This is a genomic window from Bacillus sp. EB106-07-01-XG149, from assembly GCF_058791555.1.
Genome location: NZ_JBYTDP010000005.1, coordinates 57,573 through 79,898, shown reverse-complemented (window position 1 = coordinate 79,898; position 22,326 = coordinate 57,573). Strand labels below are relative to the sequence as shown.

Annotated in this window: 21 protein-coding genes and 1 pseudogene; 1 reads left to right on the top strand and 21 read right to left on the bottom strand. The window is 39.2% G+C overall.

From position 1 onward, the window contains the following. Positions 1–36 precede the first annotated feature (36 nt). The 13 genes from AC3WTA_RS20155 to nuoA form a co-directional block, all read right to left on the bottom strand. Entirely contained in the window at positions 37–741 is a 705-nt protein-coding gene (locus AC3WTA_RS20155) for a YwmB family TATA-box binding protein (protein ID WP_000767923.1), read from the bottom strand. A 51-nt stretch (positions 742–792) separates the two neighbouring features. Next, complete coding sequence (locus tag AC3WTA_RS20150; protein ID WP_000940744.1) at positions 793–1,029, bottom strand: DUF1146 family protein; 237 nt, start codon at positions 1,027–1,029, stop codon at positions 793–795. A gap of 212 nt (positions 1,030–1,241) precedes the next feature. Next, the gene (nuoN, locus tag AC3WTA_RS20145) at positions 1,242–2,756 is read right to left on the bottom strand and encodes an NADH-quinone oxidoreductase subunit NuoN (RefSeq protein ID WP_492333028.1); all 1,515 of its coding nucleotides are present in this window, start codon (positions 2,754–2,756) and stop codon (positions 1,242–1,244) included. A gap of 7 nt (positions 2,757–2,763) precedes the next feature. Beyond that, positions 2,764–4,266: an NADH-quinone oxidoreductase subunit M gene (locus tag AC3WTA_RS20140; RefSeq protein WP_000998951.1), complete on the bottom strand. Its 1,503-nt coding sequence runs from the start codon at positions 4,264–4,266 to the stop codon at positions 2,764–2,766. Then, positions 4,263–6,125: an NADH-quinone oxidoreductase subunit L gene (nuoL, locus tag AC3WTA_RS20135; protein ID WP_492332976.1), complete on the bottom strand. Its 1,863-nt coding sequence runs from the start codon at positions 6,123–6,125 to the stop codon at positions 4,263–4,265. Before nuoL ends, AC3WTA_RS20140 begins: the two co-directional genes overlap by 4 nt. Before the next feature lie 29 nt (positions 6,126–6,154). Continuing rightward, positions 6,155–6,469 (bottom strand): NADH-quinone oxidoreductase subunit NuoK, encoded by a 315-nt coding sequence (gene nuoK, locus AC3WTA_RS20130; protein WP_000100078.1) that lies wholly within the window; start codon positions 6,467–6,469, stop codon positions 6,155–6,157. Then, on the bottom strand, positions 6,462–6,986 hold the full coding sequence (locus AC3WTA_RS20125) for an NADH-quinone oxidoreductase subunit J (RefSeq protein ID WP_001012824.1): 525 nt from the start codon (positions 6,984–6,986) through the stop codon (positions 6,462–6,464). The genes nuoK and AC3WTA_RS20125 overlap by 8 nt, the downstream gene beginning before the upstream one ends. Beyond that, a complete protein-coding gene (gene nuoI / locus AC3WTA_RS20120) occupies positions 6,983–7,402 on the bottom strand; it encodes an NADH-quinone oxidoreductase subunit NuoI (RefSeq protein WP_000677191.1) in 420 nt (139 codons plus the stop codon). Before nuoI ends, AC3WTA_RS20125 begins: the two co-directional genes overlap by 4 nt. 25 nt (positions 7,403–7,427) lie before the next feature. Then, complete coding sequence (gene nuoH, locus AC3WTA_RS20115) at positions 7,428–8,429, bottom strand: NADH-quinone oxidoreductase subunit NuoH (RefSeq protein WP_000573437.1); 1,002 nt, start codon at positions 8,427–8,429, stop codon at positions 7,428–7,430. Continuing rightward, positions 8,429–9,529: an NADH-quinone oxidoreductase subunit NuoD gene (gene nuoD / locus AC3WTA_RS20110; RefSeq protein ID WP_098273140.1), complete on the bottom strand. Its 1,101-nt coding sequence runs from the start codon at positions 9,527–9,529 to the stop codon at positions 8,429–8,431. Before nuoD ends, nuoH begins: the two co-directional genes overlap by 1 nt. A gap of 3 nt (positions 9,530–9,532) precedes the next feature. Continuing rightward, positions 9,533–10,804, bottom strand: coding sequence for an NADH-quinone oxidoreductase subunit C (locus AC3WTA_RS20105; RefSeq protein WP_492332975.1), 1,272 nt, complete (start codon positions 10,802–10,804; stop codon positions 9,533–9,535). Next, complete coding sequence (gene nuoB / locus AC3WTA_RS20100) at positions 10,801–11,319, bottom strand: NADH-quinone oxidoreductase subunit NuoB (RefSeq protein WP_000236331.1); 519 nt, start codon at positions 11,317–11,319, stop codon at positions 10,801–10,803. Before nuoB ends, AC3WTA_RS20105 begins: the two co-directional genes overlap by 4 nt. Continuing rightward, positions 11,310–11,678, bottom strand: coding sequence for an NADH-quinone oxidoreductase subunit NuoA (gene nuoA, locus AC3WTA_RS20095; protein ID WP_000179273.1), 369 nt, complete (start codon positions 11,676–11,678; stop codon positions 11,310–11,312). The genes nuoB and nuoA overlap by 10 nt, the downstream gene beginning before the upstream one ends. A gap of 282 nt (positions 11,679–11,960) precedes the next feature. Between nuoA and AC3WTA_RS20090 the strand changes: the two genes are divergently transcribed. Further along, positions 11,961–14,690, top strand: coding sequence for a putative bifunctional diguanylate cyclase/phosphodiesterase (locus tag AC3WTA_RS20090; protein ID WP_000744971.1), 2,730 nt, complete (start codon positions 11,961–11,963; stop codon positions 14,688–14,690). A gap of 16 nt (positions 14,691–14,706) precedes the next feature. On the opposite strand, the gene AC3WTA_RS20085 is transcribed toward AC3WTA_RS20090, so the two are convergent. The 8 genes and pseudogenes from AC3WTA_RS20085 to atpF form a co-directional block, all read right to left on the bottom strand. Beyond that, the gene (locus AC3WTA_RS20085; protein WP_000622449.1) at positions 14,707–15,360 is read right to left on the bottom strand and encodes a DUF975 family protein; all 654 of its coding nucleotides are present in this window, start codon (positions 15,358–15,360) and stop codon (positions 14,707–14,709) included. A gap of 47 nt (positions 15,361–15,407) precedes the next feature. After that, a pseudogene (locus AC3WTA_RS20080) lies at positions 15,408–16,190 on the bottom strand (DUF975 family protein). Positions 16,191–16,321: 131 nt separating this feature from the next. After that, positions 16,322–16,723 carry a F0F1 ATP synthase subunit epsilon gene (gene atpC, locus AC3WTA_RS20075; RefSeq protein ID WP_000847206.1) on the bottom strand — a complete coding sequence of 134 codons (402 nt, stop codon included), beginning with the start codon at positions 16,721–16,723 and terminating at the stop codon, positions 16,322–16,324. A 20-nt stretch (positions 16,724–16,743) separates the two neighbouring features. Beyond that, a complete protein-coding gene (gene atpD / locus AC3WTA_RS20070; RefSeq protein ID WP_001032604.1) occupies positions 16,744–18,153 on the bottom strand; it encodes a F0F1 ATP synthase subunit beta in 1,410 nt (469 codons plus the stop codon). A gap of 241 nt (positions 18,154–18,394) precedes the next feature. Beyond that, a complete protein-coding gene (atpG, locus tag AC3WTA_RS20065; protein ID WP_000157696.1) occupies positions 18,395–19,255 on the bottom strand; it encodes a F0F1 ATP synthase subunit gamma in 861 nt (286 codons plus the stop codon). Positions 19,256–19,631: 376 nt separating this feature from the next. Next, entirely contained in the window at positions 19,632–21,140 is a 1,509-nt protein-coding gene (gene atpA / locus AC3WTA_RS20060; protein ID WP_000027511.1) for a F0F1 ATP synthase subunit alpha, read from the bottom strand. A gap of 11 nt (positions 21,141–21,151) precedes the next feature. After that, a complete protein-coding gene (atpH, locus tag AC3WTA_RS20055) occupies positions 21,152–21,694 on the bottom strand; it encodes a F0F1 ATP synthase subunit delta (RefSeq protein ID WP_000064683.1) in 543 nt (180 codons plus the stop codon). Further along, positions 21,691–22,197 carry a F0F1 ATP synthase subunit B gene (gene atpF / locus AC3WTA_RS20050; protein WP_001142625.1) on the bottom strand — a complete coding sequence of 169 codons (507 nt, stop codon included), beginning with the start codon at positions 22,195–22,197 and terminating at the stop codon, positions 21,691–21,693. The genes atpH and atpF overlap by 4 nt, the downstream gene beginning before the upstream one ends. Between the last annotated feature and the right edge of the window lie 129 nt (positions 22,198–22,326).

Sequence of the window (22,326 nt, the reverse complement as noted above, 5' to 3'; positions counted from 1 at the left end):
ATTCCCCTCCGTGTCCTTTTTTCAGTATCTATTCACTCAATACTCAGAAGTTATGATCGGTGTGCCAACCACAATTGTATCTTTGTTGTCTGTAGAACGTATTGCTATTTGCACATTTATTTTCTCTCTATTTGTTGAAAGAGCGTCATCCCACTTTTTATTGTATGCGGAGACTGACACAAATGCTCTTTCTTCTATCTGTTCGATCGCTCTTGCTGAAAGATTTTTCAAAACCTGATTGGTTTTATTTTGCAAAACACCTTCAATCTTATCATTCAGTACACCTTGAACACAAGTGTAAATTATAGGTTTTTCACTAAAAATTTTATTTGTTTTCTGAATGTACTTCGGGTCCCATTTCGCCCCGCTTACTTCAAAAATAATGAAAGTGTTTTCTTTAGTATTTTCCTTACTCCATGTTACTACTACTCGTTCTTCATAAGAAGAAAACTTTTTATAGGATGTAGCTTTATATCCATCTGGAGATTGCTCTAATTCCCACTTTTGAATATTCGCCTTGTCCTTCACATCGTTTAACAACTTTTGAAACGTATGTATATTAGAAATTGTTTTTGTTTCTCGCGCTAACCATGACCACTTCTCTACTTTAGCATCATTTTTCTCTAAAGTTGCAATCATGCTCTCCATTTTCTGTTCATCGCTGATCGGTTTCATCTCTCTATATCCAACCAAAAATAAAACAACACTTATCACAACAATAAGAATGGCTTTAAGCTTCAATTTCATCCCCTCCTATCCCCATTGTTAACGGAGATATGAGGTTCTATACACTTACTTTACTAAATACGTTAAACTCTTTGAATAGCCTAAATAATCAAGGAAAAAGTTACTTACAGATGTCCCAATTGCAATTGTAATTAGGATGAGTAACACTCGCGTCTGCATCACCTTTCCAGACTTCATTAAACGCTCAATGTGAACACCTTGTAAGGCCCACCACGTAATGGTAATAAACAATAAATGCGAAACAATGGCAATCAGTGCTTGTTGCCCTAAAAGATGTGCCAAAAAATCGACCCCTTTTTACCCAGCTACTACTTACGAAATACTATAAAAACGATACCATAATAAGTAGGAGCCACACTTTTTCAAATACAAATAAGCATCTTACATTTCACTTCGTAATTTGCTCTCAAAAAACATATACCTACATGCATTTTCAATTGTAATTCACACAAAATAAAAAGCGCAGAGTAACAACTCCACACCTTTTATTTTCACTATTGTACCACGTTCCCTAAGAAGAAGAAATCCTTCATTAATGGAAAATATTCATAAAAGAAATTGTATCCAATCATCGGCATAATCCCTAGTATTACAATCGAGATTGCACAAAGGCTCATAACAACCTTTATATTCAATGGTAAACGAATTTTCTCTTCCACTTCTCCCGCCCTGAAAAACATTTGCTGTAAAATACGGAAATAATATACGAATGAGATGATTGTCGTCCCCATCATAATAGAAGCTAGTACGTAATGAGCTGGCTCTACATGCAGTGCACCTAAAAAGATGTTAATTTTCCCGATGAAACCAGCTGTTCCTGGTATCCCGGCCAACGATAATATAAAAATCGTCATCACTATCGCTGTAAATGGCGACCGCTTATATAATCCGGTGAAAATGGTAATGTTTTCTTTGTCGCTTTGTAAGATTAAGCCGTGGATAATTGCAAATGCGCCTATATTCATAAGCATATACGCAAGCATGTAAAACCACATGCTATCCATCGTAAATGGTGATAATGCTACAAGCGGAACGAGTAAATACCCCGCATGTGCGATTCCCGAATAGGCAAATAGGCGTTTTACGTTATATTGCTTTAACGCTACTACGTTTCCAATAATCATCGTAATACTCGCTAGTACTGCAATGTATATGCTCATACGTCCGTATAAAGATTGCATGTCTCCTTGCACCGATACACTTGCAAAAACCATGAGAAACAGACGAATAATGAGTAAGAATCCAGCAATTTTAGAAATCGTCCCGAGAAAAGCAGTAACAGGCGTAGCCGCTCCCTCATACACATCTGGTGCCCACATATGAAACGGCACTGTCGCAATTTTAAACGAGAGTCCAACGAGTAATAGTAGAAATGCGAGAGCTAACAATAACTGAATACCACCAGCAAGCTCCCCTGCGAATACTTTTTGCATATCCACGATATTAGTTGATCCTGTGATACCGTATAAATAACTCATTCCAAAGAGCGTAATTGCCGTGCCAATACCTCCATTAATGACATATTTCATGGCCGCCTCGTTTGACGCACGGTTCCTTTTTCGTATTCCTACTAAAATATATGAAGAAAGTGAAAGCAATTCTAAACCGACGAAAAGTGTAATGAAGTCGACACTAGAAGCCATAAACATAGCCCCAAGAAGTGCCATTAAAAATAAGTAATAATATTCTCCCTTATCTTCAATTGGATTCTTCTTATCATCGCTCATGGCGGTGCATAAGATGAGGGCCGCTCCGCCTAATAACAACGTTTTGAATCCTTTTGAAAACCCATCTAACACAAACGATCCGTTTAAAATATCTCCTGTCGGTTCACCATATAGCGTAATTAATGAGACGATTGCTAATATGACGGCTGCGATTGCACTAAGCGCTACATATCTATGGTTCAACTTAAAAAACAAATCACATATGGAAAGAAGGATGGCAGCTCCGAGAATAATGAATTCTGGCACCATGAGATGCCATGATAAGCTAAGTAACGTATTCATATCCATCCTACTTCACCCCCAATGTTTTCAATGTATTTTGAAGCGGATCCCCTAATATTTCTGGCATTACTCCAATCGCAATAATGCAGAAGATAAGTAGCAATATAGGGACATACTCCCATCCGTGTATATCAGCTTTCGCTTCCCACTCTTTCTTACCAAATGTTACTTGAAGTGTCGCTCTCAATACGTATACAGCGGTTAAAATGATGCCAAGTACACCGACTGCAGCAATGACTGGCTCCCCTTGGAATAAACCGAGAAAGGCAAGAAACTCGCTAACAAATCCAGACATTCCTGGTAATCCAAGCGATGCCATTCCTCCTGCTAAGAAGAATCCGCTAAGTACCGGGACACTTTTTGCGAGTCCGCCAAGCGCTGTAATGTCCGAAGTTCCAAAGCGCTGTTCTATAACGCCAAGTAAGAAAAAGAGTAAGGCTGCAATTAAACCGTGAGAGACAACTTGGAATAGTGCCCCTTGTATACCTGGTGCATTTAACGCTGCAAGGCCCATTAATACGATGCCCATATGCGAAATACTAGAGTAAGCAAGCACCTTCCGAAAGTCCGTTTGAATGAGCGCTAAGAATGCTCCGTACAATAAATTGATGACTCCTAAAATCGCAATAAACGTTGCAAACTCGCGAAAGTATTCCGGGAATAGCCCCTTTCCGAAACGAATCATACCGTATGCCCCAATCTTCAGTAAAACGCCCGCATGAAGCATAACTACAGCCGGATGCGCTTCAACATGCACATTGACCATCCAGCGATGTAACGGGAAAACGGGTAGTTTAATCGCAAAAGCAATCATTATGGCAAGAAACAAGCCGAACTGTAAGCTACTTGAGACAGCCATTCCTCCCCCAGCACCTACACTCGTTAATATTTCTTTAAGCTCTGTAATATTTGTTGTACCTGTTTTCGCAAATAAAACCGAGAAAACGATGAGTAAAATAGCGGAGCCAATACCGTTATATATTAAATAACTATAAGCAGCTTTTTCACTCGACAATTTCCCCCACTTCCCAATTAATAAAAACATTGGCGGCAACGTAATTTCAAAGAAGATAAAGAACAACATTAAATTTTGAGCAGCGAAGACGCCGAGCATCCCTATTTCTAACATGAGTAGCAGCATATAAAAGGCTTTCAAGTTCCTTTTAATAGTAAATGCCGCAATTGCTGCAAGCATCGCTAGAAGGGCTGTCAGCACCATCATAACGAGCGATAAACCATCAATGCCGAGCTCGTAATAAATGGAAAACCATCTTTTATCCACCGCTGCAAAATCCCCAAATTTAATCCATTTCACTTTTTGATCGAATAGCGACAAACTCTTTCCAGAAGCATATGTACAAGCGAGTACGATAGCGATTCCAAATGGAAGGGCCGTTCCAAATAAACCAAGCGCTCGCACAGTACGCGATTCTTTTTTTGGCGTTAATACAAGTAAGAGAATTCCTAAAAGCGGGGAAAAAATGAAGAACGTTAATAACAAATCATTCATCGTAAATCCCCTCCCGTATAGAGCAAAATAATGACGAGTACTGCAAGCGAAACAGCTGTTACAGTGCCGTACACTTGTACATTTCCGTTTTGGAGTCTAGAACCGAGTCCGCTTATCCCTTTAACTAGACTCCCTATTAAAACGGCAATTCCTTCGACTACATACACCTCAAATAAGCGAAGCACATGAGCGATTCCCTTCGTAATAGGGAGCACCGTCATATTGTATAGTTCATCCACATAATATTTTTCTTTCAAAAAGTTATAAAGAGGTGTTCCCTCGCCCCCAGCCCAATCTCTAGAAATAGATTTCTTGCCATATATGAAATATGCAAGAGCAATCCCAGCAAATGAAACGAGCGTCGCAAAAATCATAATCCAAACTGGTCCGTGTGCCTCTCGCGCTTTAAATGCTACATCTTTCGTAAGCCAATCTCCGAGAAACGTCCCAAACCATGGTGTATTTATATAACCTGCCACTACTGCAAGGACCCCGAGAACGATCATCGGATACGTCATAATGCGGGGCGATTCATGCACATCTTCCTTCGTCTTCACTTCCCCAGTAAAAACAAGGAAGTATAGCCGGAACATGTAGAATGCTGTTAAGAACGCTGCAATTACTGCTAATATGAATAAAACGTAATTGCCATTCATCCAAGTCACCGCTAAAATTTCATCTTTACTAAAGAAACCAGAAAGGAGCGGAACCCCACTAATTGCAAGTGTACCGATTAAAAATAGTGCACCCGTTACTTTCATCTTCTTCTGTAAACCGCCCATTTTATTAATGTCTTGCGTATGCACTGCATGAATGACACTTCCTGCCGCCAAAAATAGTAGCGCTTTAAAAAAGGCGTGTGTCGTTAAATGGAAAACACCAGCTACATAACCAGCAGATCCTAATGCGAGCATCATATAACCTAGCTGGCTAACCGTAGAATAAGCGAGCACTCTCTTTATATCCGTTTGTACAAGACCGATAGAAGCCGCAAAGATTGCGGTGAAAGCTCCAACGATTGCCACCGTCTGCATCGCCACCGCACTTGCTGAAAATAGCGGGAACATCGTCGCCACTAAATATACGCCAGCTGCGACCATCGTCGCCGCATGAATAAGTGCCGAAACAGGCGTCGGCCCTTCCATCGCATCTGGTAACCACGTATGAAGCGGGAACTGACCTGACTTCCCCATCGCACCGATAAAAATTAATATCGCTGTTATTGTAATCATCGTAGGGGTAAGATCCCCCGTATGAATCGCCCTAAATATTGCGTCATATTCAAAACTACCTGCATGCCAGAAAATTAAGATCATCCCAATAAATAAACCGACATCTCCAATACGAGTCATAATAAAAGCCTTTTTCGCAGCAGCCTTCGCTTCTTCTTTAAAGAAATAAAAACCGATGAGTAAAAATGAACCAAGGCCGACTAACTCCCAAAATATATAGAGCTGTAATAAATTCGGTGAAATAACGAGCCCGAGCATCGCAAATGTGAAGAGCCCTAAATAAGCATAAAAGGTTGGTAATCTTTCATCACCTTTCATATAACCTTTCGAATACACATGTACAAGTAAACTCACAAGTGTAACGATAAACAGCATTAAAGCCCCTAATGCAGTCACTTCAAAGCCAAATGATATATCAATATCTCCCGTTCTAAGCCATACCCACTTATGCTTCAATCCTACTTTCGAAAACCGTTCTATTAATACAAGTACCGCAAATATAAAGGAGAGAAAGACGAGAAAAATACTAAGTACACTGCTTCCTTCTCTAATTTTCTTCCCGAATATAAGTAATAAAAAAAACGAAACAAGCGGGAAAAGCGGTATGAGCCATGCATAATCGATCATTGTTTCCTTCCCCCTTTTCGGTCACAATGTTATCCTTTAAGCGTATCCATTTCATCTACATGAACCGTCGTACGATTACGATACAAAGCAATTAAAATGGCAAGTCCTACCGCCGCCTCCGCAGCTGCTACAGCCATCGTAAACAGAGAGAAAATTTGCCCTGTTAAATTTGGGAACAAACCTAATTTACTAAACGCGACTAAATTTAAATTGGCCGCGTTAAGCATCAATTCAATACAAACTAATACAATCACTGTATTTCGCTTCGTTAAAGCTCCAAACAAACCGATGCAAAACAAAATAATCGCAAGCGTTAAATATGCAGAAGCTGGAACGCTACTCATTGGAATCCTCCTCTTTCTCATCCTTCTTCGCAAGTATAATCGCGCCAACAAGTGCTACAAGTAAAATAACTGAGGTTAACTCAAATGGAATAATATATTTCGAATAGAGAAGTGTACCGATTTGAAGTGTGTTTTTTTCATGGAGAGGTAAACTTCCTTGTGTGCTTTCATTTGCAAAATCAATATTGTTAACAGCGAAATACATAACTGCCCCAAATGCTACAACCGCAAAGAAGATAATCCATTTTCGAAGAGTAAGACGCGATTCATTTTCTGCATTATGTTGCGTTAACATAATGCCAAAAATCATAATAATTGTGATCGCACCGGAGTAAAGTAAAATTTGTGCAACTCCGATAAATTCGGCCGATAAAAGAAAGTACAAACCTGCGATACTAAGAAATGTCAGAACGAGAGCTAGCATCATATGCATGACTTTCGTTAAGTTCAACATAAGAACACCGCCGATAATTGCAGACAAGGATAGTATAAAGAATGCTACAAACTCGCCATTCATGCTTTATTCTCCTTCCTGACATTTTCGTCGTTTTCGTCAAGCCACTGCAAATTTTTAAATAAGTCATCACGTGAATATTCCGCGAGTTCAAAGTTATTTGTCATAACAATCGCCTCTGTCGGACAAACTTCTGTACATAAATCACACAGAATACAAATTTCAAAATTAATATCGTACGTGTCGATAATTTTTCCTTTTTTCGTAGGATCCGGATGTTTTTTCCCCGTTAACTGAATACAGTCTGTCGGACAAATGTTGGAGCACTGATTACAAACAATACACTTTTCCGGATAAAACTTTTGAATACCTCGAAAGCGGTCTGGCAACGGCAACGGTTGATTCGGATAATCGTAAGTCACCTTCTTCTTACTCAAATTGCTTAATGTATATTTTAATCCTTTAAATAGTCCTTTCATCTCTTACTGGCACCCCCCTCATAGATTAGAAGAATAACTCCTTAATCAATGCCGTTAAGAAAATATTCGCAAGTGCAATTGGCAATAATACTTTCCAGCCAAACTCCATTAACTGGTCACCTCTTATACGCGGGAACGTAACGCGGAACCAAATTAATAGAAAGACTACACTGCTAAATTTCAAAGCAAACCATACAGCTCCTGGGATAAATCCAAGGAACATAACTGGATTCCATCCGCCTAAAAAGAGCACTGTAATTAAAGATGCCATTCCGAAGAAATATACGTACTCTGAAAGCATGAAAAACGCCCAGCGAAACCCTGAGTATTCCGTATGATATCCAGAAACAAGTTCCGATTCTGCTTCTGGTAAATCAAACGGCGTCCTATTTAACTCTGCTACCGCCGCGATTAAGAAAACGACGAAACCGATTGGCTGCACGAAAATGTACCAAACATTCTCCTGCGCCGCTACAATTTCATTTAAATTCAGGCTACCAGCTAACAAAACGACGCCAATTACACTCATTACGAGCGGAATTTCATAAGAAATCATTTGCGCCGCCGCACGCATCCCTCCTAAAAGGGAATATTTATTATTTGATGCCCATCCTCCGGTTACGACACCAATCGTCGTAATGCCAGAAACAGCAATGTAATACAGTAAGCCTACGCCAATATCCGCGAACTGAAATTTATCAGTAAACGGGATGACTGCAAGCACCATAAATGCCGGTGCGAATGCAATGACAGGCGCTAATATAAACAACGGTTTATCTGCCGCTTTCGGAATACTATCTTCTTTCAATAATAGTTTTAAAACATCAGCTACCGTTTGCAGTAAGCCGAACCGGCCCCCAACTTGGTTTGGTCCAATCCGCCCTTGCATAAAACCCATTACTTTCCGTTCTGCCAAAATACCATATGTAACGAAGCCCAGGACTGCAAATAATAGAAGCACCGCTAATCCGAAAAAAATGAAGAAATTCGTCCAGCTTGAAGGTGATTGTAAGAGCGTTTCAATCATCAGCCATCGACCTCCCCAAGTACAATATCAACTCCACCTAAAATCGTAATTAAATTGGCGATGTTTTCACCTTTCAATAACTTCGGTAAAATTTGTAAATTGTAAAAAGACGGCCTGCGAAACTTCAAGCGGTACGGCTCTTTCTTTCCATCACTAGCAATATAGCAACCAATCTCTCCTCGCGGCGATTCTATACGGACGAACGCCTCCCCTTTAGGCGCCTTAATGATTTTCGGCAATTTCGCTAGCACAGCTCCGTCTTTCGGGAACTGCTGGACAGCTTGCTCAACAATTTTTAATGACTCCTCAATCTCTTGCATGCGGCAAACGTAACGATCCCAAGCATCTCCCACACTCCCAACAGGAATATCGAAATCAAAACGATCATAAATGGAGTACGGTTCATCCTTGCGAAGATCCCAGTTTACTCCGGTACACCGCAAATTCGCTCCGCTTAAAGAATACGAAATCGCTTCTTCCGCGCTATATATACCAACGCCTTTTACGCGATTTAAGAAAATCTCATTACCGCTAACGAGATCATGATAACCTGCCAATTGCTCTCGCATATACGGAACAAACTCTTCCACTTTTTCAATCCAACCGTCCGGCGCATCCCACTTTACACCCCCGACTCTCATATAGTTAAAAGTAAGCCGAGCACCGCATAATTCGTTTAATAAATTTATAATCATCTCTCGTTCACGAAACGCGTATAAAAACGGGCTGACCGCTCCTATATCAAGAAGATTTGTCCCCCACCAAACGAGGTGGCTCGCAATCCTTCCAAGCTCCATTGCAAGTACTCGTAAGTATTCGGCACGCTCCGGGATTTCAAGCCCCATCATCGTCTCTACAGCATGGCAAATGACGTAATTATTCGTCATGGCCGATAAATAGTCCATTCGATCTGTATAAGGGATAATTTGCGTATACTGTAAGCTCTCGGCAATCTTTTCGGTCCCGCGATGCAAATATCCAATAACTGGTGTAGCTTCTTTAATAATTTCCCCGTCAATCTTAATAACAAGCCTGAACACACCATGTGTACTCGGATGCTGAGGCCCTACATTCAAAAGCATTTCTTCCGTACGGATCATAAGCTACACCTCCACATCATGCGGTTCATAATCTTTCCTAAGCGGATACCCTATCCAATCATCAGGCATTAAAATACGTGATAAATTCGGATGTCCCTTAAATACAATGCCGAGCAAATCATACGCTTCTCGTTCTGGCCAGTCCGCGCCTTTCCAAAACGCTGTCACCGATTCTACTTGCGGCTCTTCCCTATCCAGCTTCACCTTCACCGCTACTGACTGTTTCTTTCCATATGAAAATAAATGAACATATACTTCCATATGTGTCACAAAATCCGTCGCATGTAACTCTGACATATAATCAAAAGCAAGTCCCTCATGGAATCGCAGTAACTCCATTACTTCATAATATTTTGAGGGCTCCGCCACAAGAGTTGGCACGTCTTTTGAAAGTTTATTAATGTAGGAATCTACTAATGTATCCTCTCCAATTTTCACCTTAATAACTTCAACATACTGATTTAAATACGGCTGATTCACGGATGGCTCTTCCTGCTTCGGCTCCTCTTCCGCTTTACCTTCAGCGCCCTTTGTCTTCGCCCTTGCTGCCGCAGCCGCTTTTGCTTTTGCCTTCGCTGCTGCAATTGCCTTCGCCTTTTCATCTCCCGAATCCCCATCACCTTGAGAGGCCTTCTGCTTCGCTAACGCCGCTGCTTTTGCCTTTGCGGCCGCCACAGCCTTTGCTTTCGCCTTAGCCTTATCTTCTTTCGTTACTTCTTCTGTTCCTTCTCTTTTTTGCTTCGCTAATGCCGCCGCTTTTGCTTTTGCGGCGGCTGCTGCCTTCGCCTTTGCTTTGGCCTTTTCTTCTTCCGTTACCTCTTCTGTTCCTTCTCTTTTTTGCTTCGCTAACGCTGCCGCTTTTGCTTTTGCGGCGGCTGCTGCCTTCGCCTTCGCTTTGGCCTTCTCTTCTTCCGTTACTTCTTTTGTTCCTTCTCTTTTTTGCTTTGCTAACACTGCCGCTTTTGCCTTTGCGGCGGCTGCTGCCTTCGCCTTCGCTTTGGCCTTCTCTTCTTCCGTTACTTCTTCTGTTCCTTCTCTTTTTTGCTTTGCTAACGCTGCCGCTTTTGCCTTTGCGGCGGCTGCTGCACGTCGTTTTGCTTCTTCCACAGTCATACCATCATTTTTTGGTAGCGCTTTCTCTTTTTCTCGATCTTCTTCCTCAAGTTTCCTTATTTCCGTATCATGTTTCGCAACGAGACGCTTTCTCGCCTCTTCTTTCGCACGCCTAGCCGCTTCTCTTTTCAAATCCTCTAGGTCTTTATTTGGATCACTCATTTATTCGTCACCTGCTTTCCCGTCTTTGCCTCGTAACGAATTTTTTCTTTCAATTTATTAATTCCATAAATTAAAGCGGCGGGGTTTGGTGGGCAGCCAGGAATATACACGTCAACTGGTACAATTTGATCTACACCTTTCACAACAGCATATGAATTTACATATGGGCCACCTGCTGTCGCACAAGATCCCATTGCAATCACCCATTTTGGTTCAGGCATTTGATCGTATAAACGCCGAACAATAGGAGCCATCTTCTTCGTTACCGTTCCCGACACAATCATAACGTCCGATTGCCTTGGTGAAGTCCGAAAGAATGACCCAAATCGATCTAAATCGTAATGTGACGAACCTACTCCCATCATTTCAATTGCACAGCATGCTAGTCCGAATGTCATCGGCCATAAAGAATTGCTGCGTGCCCACCCTTTCAACTGCTCCAATGTAGAAAAAAAGATATTTCGTTCTAATTCCGCTCGTTCATTTGGATGTAATTCCTCAAAATTTATAACCATTGTAACACCTTCTTTTTCCAAGCATACGCTAATCCAACTAGCAACATTACAACAAAGATGAGCATTTCAATCAGTGCAAATAAACCGAGCTTGTCATATGCAACAGCCCATGGATATAAAAATAAAGTTTCTACATCAAAGATGACAAACAATAAAGCAAAAATATAATAACGAGCATGAAACCGAATGTTTGCATCATGAAAGGGCTCAATCCCACTCTCATACGTCGTCGCTTTCGCTGCACTTGGTTTGTTTGGACGCAGCATCCTTCCTAATGTAAGAGCCACTACCGGCAGCAATATGCCTAATAGCAAGAAAATCAAAACGATCATATAACTATTTTCATATACACTTGCCATTGTGAAACCCTCCCCCCTGAATTAAGAACAAGTTCACTTAGTAAACAATATGTCCTAGTTGCAGTAATTATTATTTTTAAATTTTTCTAAATAATGCAACTATTTTAATCATTATAGCAAACTTCAAATTCCTATGTCGATATGTTGGGAACAGAAACGAGAATTATTAAAATCTATTTTTATAACTCGCTATACCTGTGCAAAATAAGTATAGAAATTATATATGTTTTTCAATAAAAAATAAAAAGAGGAATTTATATGTATATATCGTGGGTGAGATAAATGAAAAAACAAACACATGTAAGTATTCTTATAAGCATTATATTGTTGTCTATAGCAATTCATTACGTGGCAATGCCTTTTCTATATGAATACTCATTTCCTTTTCAAATATTAATTGGAATGAGTACCTTATTCATTGATATTATCGCTTGTAGTTATATACTTTATTTTTCAAATAGGAAAGAAGGGTTACCTCGTTTATTTTGGACCATATTATCTGTTGGAACCCTCTCTTATTTCATTGGTGATTTAGTCGTTGCCTATCAACGTTTAATTTTAAAGGATTACTATACATTCGTTGATCCGTCTGACTTTTTTTACCTACTTTTTTTAATTAGCTTTGCATTTGCCTTTCTATATGAAATCATCTATAACCGCGATTTATTAGAAAAGCTTTTTATGATATGTGATATTTGTATTATTGTTACAGCCCAATTTACTTTAAGTTACTACTTACTTATCGAACGAACCATTCACGTCTCTTCAACATCCTATATCGACATATTTGTTCAACTTACCTATCCAATGGCCGATTTACTCTTTTTTCTCATAGGAATCAATCTTTTATTCAAGCCTTTATCCTTATTATCAAAAAAAGTTGGTGCGCTTCTTGGCGGTGCTTTAATTTTGTATGCTACTACAGACGCGATTTATGCTTATATCAAATACTTCACACCAGAGTATTCTATGTTTACAGTTACTCCTCTCTATCAAGTAGCTTTAGTACTAGTAGCAATCGCCTGTATTCTGCATACAAAAGAACCTGAAAAACAAGAACAAGTACTATTAACCCCTAAACTTGGGGAATCGATCAGATTATCATTACCTTATATTTCTGTAGTAATGCTTATTGTTTTTATATTAGTTGAATATGTTTTTGCACCTATTGTAGTAATCGGGCTTATGATAACTTTCTCCTTCGTTCTCATACGCCATAGTTTAGTTCGAAGACAAAATAAAATATTATTACTAGCCCAAATGCAATTCAACTCGGAACTCGAAAAACAAATTGAACTACGTACAGAAGATTTAGTAGAACAAAAAAATGAACTATATCATAACCAACAGATGTTTAAATCTTTATATGAGCATCATCCAGATCCAATCTTCACTTTAGATTTGTACGGTAATTTTCTCAAAGTGAATAACGCTGGTACTACTTTGCTCGGTTATCAAACGAATGAATTATTAAATCAGCCTTACTATTCACTTATGTATGAAGAAGATTTGGAAGAAATCATTAATGCCTTTCATCGCGTAAAAAAGGGGAAATCTATTTCTTTAGAAATACGGGCGTATCATAAAAATAGAGATATTTACTACTTGCATGTTACAGCTGTTCCTATCTTTTTAAAGAATCATATTTCTGGCGTTTATTTAATGATTAAAGATATTACGGAAAGCAAACAACAACAAGAACAAATTAATTTTCTGGCATACCATGATACTTTAACAGAGCTTGCAAATCGCCGTGCATTTCATCAATATGTAGAACAAGCAATTGCTCGATCCGAAATATCAAAAAGGCCTTTTGCTGTTATGTTTCTCGACCTAGACCGCTTTAAGGTTATTAATGATACCCTCGGTCATAGGGTAGGAGACCTTCTATTAATTGCAGTAGCAAAAAGACTCGAAAGACTATCGACACCAAATATGAAGCTTGCCCGGCTAGCTGGGGATGAGTTCACAATCCTTATCGAAAATTATAAAAAAAGACCAGATGTAAAAAAAATAGCTGATACGATTGTAGCAGCCATGAACGAACCATTCGAAATCGAAAATCAACATTTACAAATCTCACCGAGCATCGGGATTGCAATATATCCTGAAGCAGGTGAAGATCCATTGTCTATTTTACAGCATGCCGATATGGCCATGTACGAAGCAAAGAACAAAGGAAAAAATGGTAGCTCTCTGTACACGAAAGAATTGTATAAAAAAATGGAACGAAAAGCCCGAATTGAAAAAGATTTACCACTCGCTTTAGTAAACGAAGAATTTTATCTCGTCTATCAACCACAAGTTGATATTACGACGAAAAAGATTATTGGTGCCGAAGCATTAATACGCTGGAAACACCCACTCCTAGGTGACATTCCGCCATGTGAGTTCATTCCAATTGTAGAAGAGACGCCACAAGTCGTTCCGCTCGGTCATTGGGTATTAAAAGAATCTTGTCGCCAGTTAAAAATATGGCATACTTTTGGCTACAAAGATTTAAAAATAAGTGTGAACTTATCAGCAAAAGAGTTCCAGCAAGAGAATTTAATCAAGAACATTTCACAAATACTAACAGACATTAAAGTCGATCCAAAGCATGTAACACTTGAGCTAACAGAACGAATTGCGATGATCAACGAAAAAGAAACATTATCCAGGCTAAAGCAATTAAAGGAATATGGTATACAAACGTCCATTGATGACTTCGGTACCGGCTATTCTTCTCTCGCTTATTTATCAATTTTCCCTATCGATACATTAAAAGTACCGAGAGAATTTACACAACTAGCCGATCATCGGCCTGAGGAAAGAGCCATCGTTTCCACTATCCTTTCCCTTGCGAATACTTTAAATCTTTCTGTCGTTGCTGAAGGAATTGAAACGGAAAAACAACTTAAGTTTCTACAAAATAACAACTGTAAATATATGCAAGGTTACTATTTCAGTAAACCACTTACTAGTCATCAATTTATAAAATTTCTACAAAAAACACCCAGTATGAACCAATAGCTCATACTGGGTGTTTTTATACTGTCGGAATTTTTTTCTCGTAATATTCCTCTGCAATTTCTTCATAAAAAGCTGCTGACGTCGTATAAAAATATGGAATTAGCCATAAGAATCCAATCCCTAATGTAATACAACTTAATATAAACCAACCAATAAAACTTAAACATAAAATGAAATACTCCATCTTATGTCCATCCATCATACGACGGCTTTCTGTAATAGCTTGATTTATAGAATACTCAGGATGATCATTTATTATAAAGTACGTCATCGCATAAGAAAATGATTTAATAATGCCTGGAATAATAAATAATAAAAACCATAAGAAAATATAAATGTTCACTACTATATATAATAAAAATGACTTTATAAACTTACTTCCTTCTGTAAACCATCTGAATATATGCCCAATACTCGCTTCTTTTTCACGAATGATATGTAGTGCTAAATGATAACCACCTAGCGTTAATGGACCTACCATCAATATTGTAATAACGTCTACTGAAAGTGAGTTATTTACTTCTTTCCAATCCCAAAATTGAAAGAAAATGAAATCAATACTAAAACTAAAAGCTGAAATAAGAATCGAAATCAATAATGTTGCCCCGACAGCTAATCCCCATTTCCCTTCTAATGAATCTAGCGCTTCTCCTTTTAAATCACTAATCATATTGTTCCTCCTATACGTAATAACTCTATTAGTATAGCATGTTCCTACTACAATTCATCTTTTGAAAGATAGCGATAAAAATGCGCTGTCGTTGTACTCACATACGGACTAAGCCAAAGAAATCCTATTCCGAGTGTTAAAATCGCTAAAATACCCCATCCTATAAAACTAAGCCATAAAAGAAATAAATCTAACTTATGTCCCTTCATAAGATGCTTACTTTCTTTCATTGCTCGTGACACAATATACTCTGGATTTTCAATCATTACATAGTACGTCATCGTATAAGAAAAATACATCACAATCATAACAACGATTGAAATAGCTAATAGTACAAAGAAAGCGATAGTAAACGACGTATTTCCTTCTTCACCGAAAAATGCGAATAAGGCTACTAGCAACATTGGAATCCATGTACCTGTATATAACAAAATCGCAAGCATTGCCCACATTGTTTTCATCATTCTTTTAAAGCCACGAAACCCTTCGAATAAGTGATCTACTTTAGCACCTTCTCGTTTACTCATCTGTAAAAATACATTTGTATAACCGTATGAGGTAATTCCATACGATGCGTTACTCAAAATTATTATGATGCAATAAAAAATACCAAATGTAATACCTGCTCCAATTGATATTGTTTCCTCTTCAAGTGAACCTGTTAAACCAGCAAATAGTAAAAATATAATAACTCCTGGAATTAAAAGTATAAGCATTGCAGCCATTGAAACAACCTAACTTAAAATAAAATATAAAATCGTTGATCCAACACCTAGTCCCCATTTTCCCTTTAAAGAGTGCAACGCTTCTCGTTTCATTTCACCGATCATTTATTCATCCCCTTTATAAATTGTTGTACATTCTCTACTTATACAAGCATCAATATAATTATACCAATTTTGTAAAATTATCCATGAACTACACAAAAAAAATCCGTAAAGGCAAAGCCTTTACGGATTTTTTATTTCATATCGGAAACGTTTAAACGGTTCACAGCACGTTGTAATGCCATTTCTGCACGTCTAAAGTCAACATGTGCTTGTTTATCTTGCATACGTTGCTCAGCGCGACGCTTCGCTTCATTTGCGCGATGGATATCGATATGGTTTGCTTCTTCAGCAGATGATGATAATACAGTTACTTTATCTGGACGAACTTCGATAAAGCCACCGCTTACTGCTACATAATCAGTGTGTCCACCATGTTTCAGACGAACTGCACTAATTTTTAATGGTGCAACAGTTGGAATGTGACCCGGTAAGATCCCCATTTCCCCACTCTCTGCTTTTACGCTTACCATTTCTACTTCTTTTTCGTAAACCGGTCCATCAGGAGTTACAATACTGACTGGAAATGTCTTCATAATTCGTCCCTCCTAAGGCCTTACGCCATCATTTTCTTCGCGTTTTCAATAACTTCTTCAATACTACCTACAAGACGGAATGCATCTTCTGGAAGGTCATCATATTTTCCTTCTAGAATTTCTTTGAAACCACTAACTGTATTTTTTACAGGTACGTAAGAACCTTTTTGACCTGTAAACTGCTCAGCTACGTGGAAGTTTTGAGATAAGAAGAATTGAATTCGACGAGCACGATGTACAACTAACTTATCTTCTTCAGATAACTCATCCATACCTAAGATAGCGATGATATCTTGAAGCTCTTTGTAACGTTGTAAAGTTTGCTGTACTTGACGAGCTACTTCATAATGCTCTTCTCCTACGATTTCTGGAGAAAGTGCACGAGATGTAGATGCTAATGGATCTACGGCTGGGTAAATACCCATTTGTGTTAAACGACGCTCTAAGTTTGTTGTTGCATCTAAGTGAGCGAACGTTGTAGCTGGTGCTGGATCCGTATAGTCATCGGCTGGTACATATACCGCTTGGATAGACGTGATAGATCCTTTATTTGTAGATGTAATACGCTCTTGTAATTGACCCATTTCTGTTGCAAGTGTCGGTTGGTAACCTACCGCAGATGGCATACGACCAAGAAGGGCAGATACTTCAGAACCTGCTTGCGTGAAACGGAAGATATTATCGATGAACAGAAGTACGTCTTGTCCTTGCTCATCACGGAAATGTTCAGCCATTGTTAAACCTGTTAATGCAACACGTTGACGTGCTCCAGGTGGCTCGTTCATTTGTCCGAATACCATCGCAGTTTTCTTAATTACGCCAGAATCGCTCATTTCGTGGTATAAATCGTTACCCTCACGAGTACGCTCACCTACACCAGCGAATACAGAGATACCACCGTGTTCTTGTGCGATGTTATTAATTAATTCCTGAATTAATACCGTTTTACCTACACCGGCACCACCGAATAGACCGATCTTACCACCCTTAATGTAAGGAGCAAGTAAGTCTACTACTTTAATACCAGTTTCAAGAATTTCTACTTTAGTAGATAATTCTTCGAATGCAGGTGCTTGACGGTGAATTGGATCACGACGTACATCGGCAGGAACCTCACCATCTAAGTCAATTGCATCACCTAATACGTTAAATACGCGACCAAGTGTTGCATCACCAACTGGTACAGAGATTGCTTTACCAGTATCTTCTACTTCTGTACCACGAACAAGTCCGTCTGTGGAAGACATTGCAACTGTACGAACTGTATCATCACCTAAATGAAGTGCAACTTCAAATGTTAAGTTAATGCTTGTTCCGTTTTCGTTGCTTTGTTTTACCGTAAGGGCGTTGTAGATTTCTGGTAGCTTTCCGCCATCAAACTTAACGTCTACAACCGGACCCATGATTTGCGTAACGCGCCCTTTATTCATCGGGTTCCCTCCTAGCTTTCTTTTAATTAGCCAACTTGCTACGAGCAGTTAGCTTTTCATTTTGTATTGGTTTATAGCTTACGCGACTCTTTGAAAAGAGCCGCTTCCACTTTTTACTGAATCTAGCTCCGGCGGTTAGAATGTTCGGTGGCTTCGCTTTTTCCTGCGAGGCACAAATCGCCTCTACGTCAAAAGCTCCATCCCCCTCTCATTCTGAACGAACCGCCTACGCTTTTTATTACTACTCTAACGCTGCTGCTCCACCAACGATTTCCGTAATTTCTTGCGTAATCGCTGCCTGACGCGCACGGTTGAATGAAAGTGTAAGTGAATCGATAACTTCCATTGCATTGTCTGTAGCACTCTTCATTGCTGTCATACGCGCTGCGTGTTCACTTGCTTTACCGTCTAGTAATGCACCGTACACTAAGCTTTCTGCGTATTGTGGCAATAGTACTTTTAAAATTTCTTCTTCAGAAGGTTCAAATTCATAAGCTGTCGTCGGTTTATCAGACGCCACATCAGTAAGCGGTAAAATTTTATTTTCCGTTACTTCTTGTGAAATTTTACTTACGTAATGGTTGTAGTAAATATACAGCTCATCATAAGCACCATCTGCAAACATCGCAATTGCTCGAGAAGCAAGATCTTTAATATCAGTAAATGATGGGTGGTCAGATAGTCCAACTACTTCATCAATGATGTTAAAGCCGCGACGTTTTAAATAATCACGTCCTAGTCGGCCAAGCACAATAATTGAATATTGGTTTGAGTCCATATTATGACGTTCACGAATTACGTTACTCACTGTACGCAATACGTTACTGTTATAACCACCTGCTAGTCCGCGATCAGATGTAATAACGATGTATCCTGTACGCTTTACAGGACGCGCATTTAGCATGGGATGATTAATTCCTTTACTTCCTTGCGCAATGCTCGCTACTACTTCTTGAATCTTTTCCATATACGGAACGAAAGATTTAGCATTTTGCTCTGCACGGTTTAACTTAGATGCAGATACCATCTCCATCGCTTTCGTAATTTGACTCGTTTTCTTTGTCGAGTTAATCTTCGCTTTTATATCGCGTAAAGATGCCACAGGTTTTCACCACCTTTTTTCCGGAAGTTGGCACGATTAGTAAGAATTCTCTTCCTAATCTACGTTGCAAGATATTCTTGCTCATGATTGAAGGAAAAGAATAGGTGCACCTACTCTTTTCCTTTACATAACCGTCAGCAATCTCAAAACTTGAGATGCCTTTTATATATTATTATCTAGCTCCAGCGGCTTGAATGTTCGGTGGCTTCACTTCTTCCCCCTCACATTCAGGACGAGCCGCTTCCGCTTTTATTTATCTAGTTCCATCTCCTAGCCCCTTTCGTCTAAGAACCTTCCCCACCAAAAGGTAGAAAGCACCTTTTGTGGGAAAGAACCTTAGCCGATGGGGCTGAACAGTCGACTTCACTTTCAATTATTATTCAGAAGCTACGAATACTTTTTTAAATCCATTAATAGCTGCTGCAAATTTGTCGTCATCCGCAAGTTTCTTAGTTGTGCGGATTTCTTCTAATAAGTCAGTCGCATTAGAATCTAACCAAGCATGGAATTCTTCTTCGAAACGAGTGATATCTACTACTGGGATATCATCTAGGAATCCACGTGTTAAAGCGTAAAGAATGATAACTTGTTTCTCTACACGTAATGGTTTGTGTAATCCTTGTTTTAATACCTCAACAGTACGAGCACCACGGTTTAGTTTCGCTTGAGTTGCTTTATCAAGGTCAGAACCGAACTGAGCGAACGCTTCTAACTCACGGTAAGATGCAAGGTCAAGACGAAGTGTACCTGATACTTTACTCATTGCTTTAATCTGAGCAGATCCACCTACACGAGATACAGAAGTACCCGCATCAATCGCTGGACGTACGCCAGAGAAGAATAGGTCAGATTGTAAGAAGATTTGTCCATCCGTAATAGAAATTACGTTTGTTGGGATGTAAGCTGATACGTCCCCTGCTTGTGTTTCGATGAAAGGTAGTGCAGTTAAAGAACCGCCGCCTCTTGCATCACTTAATTTTGCTGCACGCTCTAATAAGCGAGAATGTAAGTAGAATACATCCCCTGGATATGCTTCACGACCTGGAGGACGACGTAATAGTAATGAAAGCTCACGGTAAGCCGCTGCTTGTTTTGATAAGTCATCATATACTACTAATACGTGTTTACCATTGTACATGAACTCTTCACCCATTGTTACACCAGCATAAGCAGCTAAGTATAATAATGGAGCTGGTTGAGAAGCTGATGCAGTTACAACGATTGTGTAATCTAATGCACCGTGCTTACGTAGTGTTTCTACTACGTTACGTACAGTTGATTCTTTTTGTCCGATAGCTACATAGATACAAATCATATCTTCATCTTTTTGGTTAATGATTGTATCAAGTGCAACTGCTGTTTTACCTGTTTGACGGTCACCAATGATTAACTCACGTTGACCACGGCCAATTGGTACAAGAGCATCGATCGCTTTAATACCTGTTTGAAGTGGCTCATGAACAGATTTACGATCCATTACACCTGGTGCTGGACTTTCGATTGGACGAGTGTTTGTTGTATTGATTGGGCCTAAACCATCAACTGGTTGACCTAATGGGTTTACAACACGACCGATTAGTTCTTTTCCTACTGGTACTTGCATGATGCGACCAGTACGACGAACTTCGTCACCTTCACGAATTTCTGTATAAGGTCCTAAAATAATGATACCTACGTTGTTTTCCTCTAAGTTTTGTGCTAGTCCCATAACGCCGTTAGAGAACTCTACAAGTTCACCAGCCATAACGTTATCAAGACCATGAGCACGCGCAATACCGTCACCAACTTGGATAACTGTACCAACATCACTAACTTCGATTTCAGACTGATAGTTCTCGATTTGTTGCTTTATCAGTGCGCTAATTTCTTCAGCTCTGATGCTCATGTGCTTCACCCCTATCTATTCTTCATTAATTCACGCTGAATACGTGCTAATTTTCCTTGTAAGCTTCCGTCGTAAATGCGATTTCCAATACGTACTTTAATGCCGCCTAGTAAATCTTCATCTACAACATTTTTTACGCGAATTGCATCTTTTCCCGTTCTCTTTGCAAATGCTTCTGCAATGTTAAGCTTCTCTTCTTCTGATAGAAGACGAGTAGAATATACAGTTGCGTCGGCTACGTTACGTTCTTCATTAGCAAGAACAACATATTCATCTGCAATTTCAGGTAAGATATCAATGCGTTTGTTATCAATTAAAATATATAACGTATTTAAAATAGATTCAGAAACAGATCCGAATACGTTTGCAAGAAACGTTTTCTTTTGTTCCTTTGAAATGTTCGGTTGCGTTAAAAAGCTATGTAGTTCTCCGTTCTTTACATAAACGTTTTGTACAAGGCGTAATTCCTCTTCAAACATTTCTAATACGTGTTTTTCTTTTGCAATTTTAAAAAGAGCGACAGCATAACGTTTTGCTACAATCCCATTGCTCATCGCGCTTCTCCTACTTCTTTAATATAATCGCGAATTAACTTAACTTGATCTTCTTCTTTTAACTCTTTTTCAATTACTTTAGAAGCAATTTGAACAGATAAAGAAGCGACTTGTTCTTGTAAAGCAGCAATCGCTTGCTCTTTTTCGCGTTGAATTTCTTGTACAGCAGATGCTTTAATTGATTCTGCTTCTTCTTTCGCAGCAGCAACAATAACATCTTTTTGATCTACAGCTTGTTTTTTCGCTCTTTCGATTAACTCTTGTGCTTCAACACGCGATTGTTTTAACATTTCACGTTGTTCTTCTACTAATTTCTTCGCTTCAGCGTTACTTCTTTCTGCAGCGTCGATTTCATTAGTAACATGCTCTTCACGTTCTTTCATAATTCCCATTAAAGGACCCCACGCGAATTTGCGTAGCATTACTAATAGAAGTAAGAAAATGAACAATGTATAAGCAATCGTTCCAAATGGAATGGAAGCCCCTAATAATAAAGTTGGCACAAGGATTCACTCCCTTCAAAATATCTAAATTGATCATATGAAAAAAAAAGACATACGTTTCGTTCATAAAGCAATGGCGAAGAAAGTTCGGAAAAACACTCTTCGCCATCTATGTAAGGGGAGTCTCCC

What these genes read in the sequence shown, in the direction of transcription:
- nuoN (WP_492333028.1), bottom strand. Translation starts at nt 2,756, where the DNA reads ATGAATACGTTACTTAGCTTATCATGGCATCTCATGGTGCCAGAATTC.
- AC3WTA_RS20140 (WP_000998951.1), bottom strand. Translation starts at nt 4,266, where the DNA reads ATGAATGATTTGTTATTAACGTTCTTCATTTTTTCCCCGCTTTTAGGA.
- nuoL (WP_492332976.1), bottom strand. Translation starts at nt 6,125, where the DNA reads ATGATCGATTATGCATGGCTCATACCGCTTTTCCCGCTTGTTTCGTTT.
- nuoK (WP_000100078.1), bottom strand. Translation starts at nt 6,469, where the DNA reads ATGAGTAGCGTTCCAGCTTCTGCATATTTAACGCTTGCGATTATTTTG.
- AC3WTA_RS20125 (WP_001012824.1), bottom strand. Translation starts at nt 6,986, where the DNA reads ATGAATGGCGAGTTTGTAGCATTCTTTATACTATCCTTGTCTGCAATT.
- nuoI (WP_000677191.1), bottom strand. Translation starts at nt 7,402, where the DNA reads ATGAAAGGACTATTTAAAGGATTAAAATATACATTAAGCAATTTGAGT.
- nuoH (WP_000573437.1), bottom strand. Translation starts at nt 8,429, where the DNA reads ATGATTGAAACGCTCTTACAATCACCTTCAAGCTGGACGAATTTCTTC.
- nuoD (WP_098273140.1), bottom strand. Translation starts at nt 9,529, where the DNA reads ATGATCCGTACGGAAGAAATGCTTTTGAATGTAGGGCCTCAGCATCCG.
- AC3WTA_RS20105 (WP_492332975.1), bottom strand. Translation starts at nt 10,804, where the DNA reads ATGAGTGATCCAAATAAAGACCTAGAGGATTTGAAAAGAGAAGCGGCT.
- nuoB (WP_000236331.1), bottom strand. Translation starts at nt 11,319, where the DNA reads ATGGTTATAAATTTTGAGGAATTACATCCAAATGAACGAGCGGAATTA.
- nuoA (WP_000179273.1), bottom strand. Translation starts at nt 11,678, where the DNA reads ATGGCAAGTGTATATGAAAATAGTTATATGATCGTTTTGATTTTCTTG.
- AC3WTA_RS20090 (WP_000744971.1), top strand. Translation starts at nt 11,961, where the DNA reads ATGAAAAAACAAACACATGTAAGTATTCTTATAAGCATTATATTGTTG.
- AC3WTA_RS20085 (WP_000622449.1), bottom strand. Translation starts at nt 15,360, where the DNA reads ATGATTAGTGATTTAAAAGGAGAAGCGCTAGATTCATTAGAAGGGAAA.
- atpC (WP_000847206.1), bottom strand. Translation starts at nt 16,723, where the DNA reads ATGAAGACATTTCCAGTCAGTATTGTAACTCCTGATGGACCGGTTTAC.
- atpD (WP_001032604.1), bottom strand. Translation starts at nt 18,153, where the DNA reads ATGAATAAAGGGCGCGTTACGCAAATCATGGGTCCGGTTGTAGACGTT.
- atpA (WP_000027511.1), bottom strand. Translation starts at nt 21,140, where the DNA reads ATGAGCATCAGAGCTGAAGAAATTAGCGCACTGATAAAGCAACAAATC.
- atpH (WP_000064683.1), bottom strand. Translation starts at nt 21,694, where the DNA reads ATGAGCAATGGGATTGTAGCAAAACGTTATGCTGTCGCTCTTTTTAAA.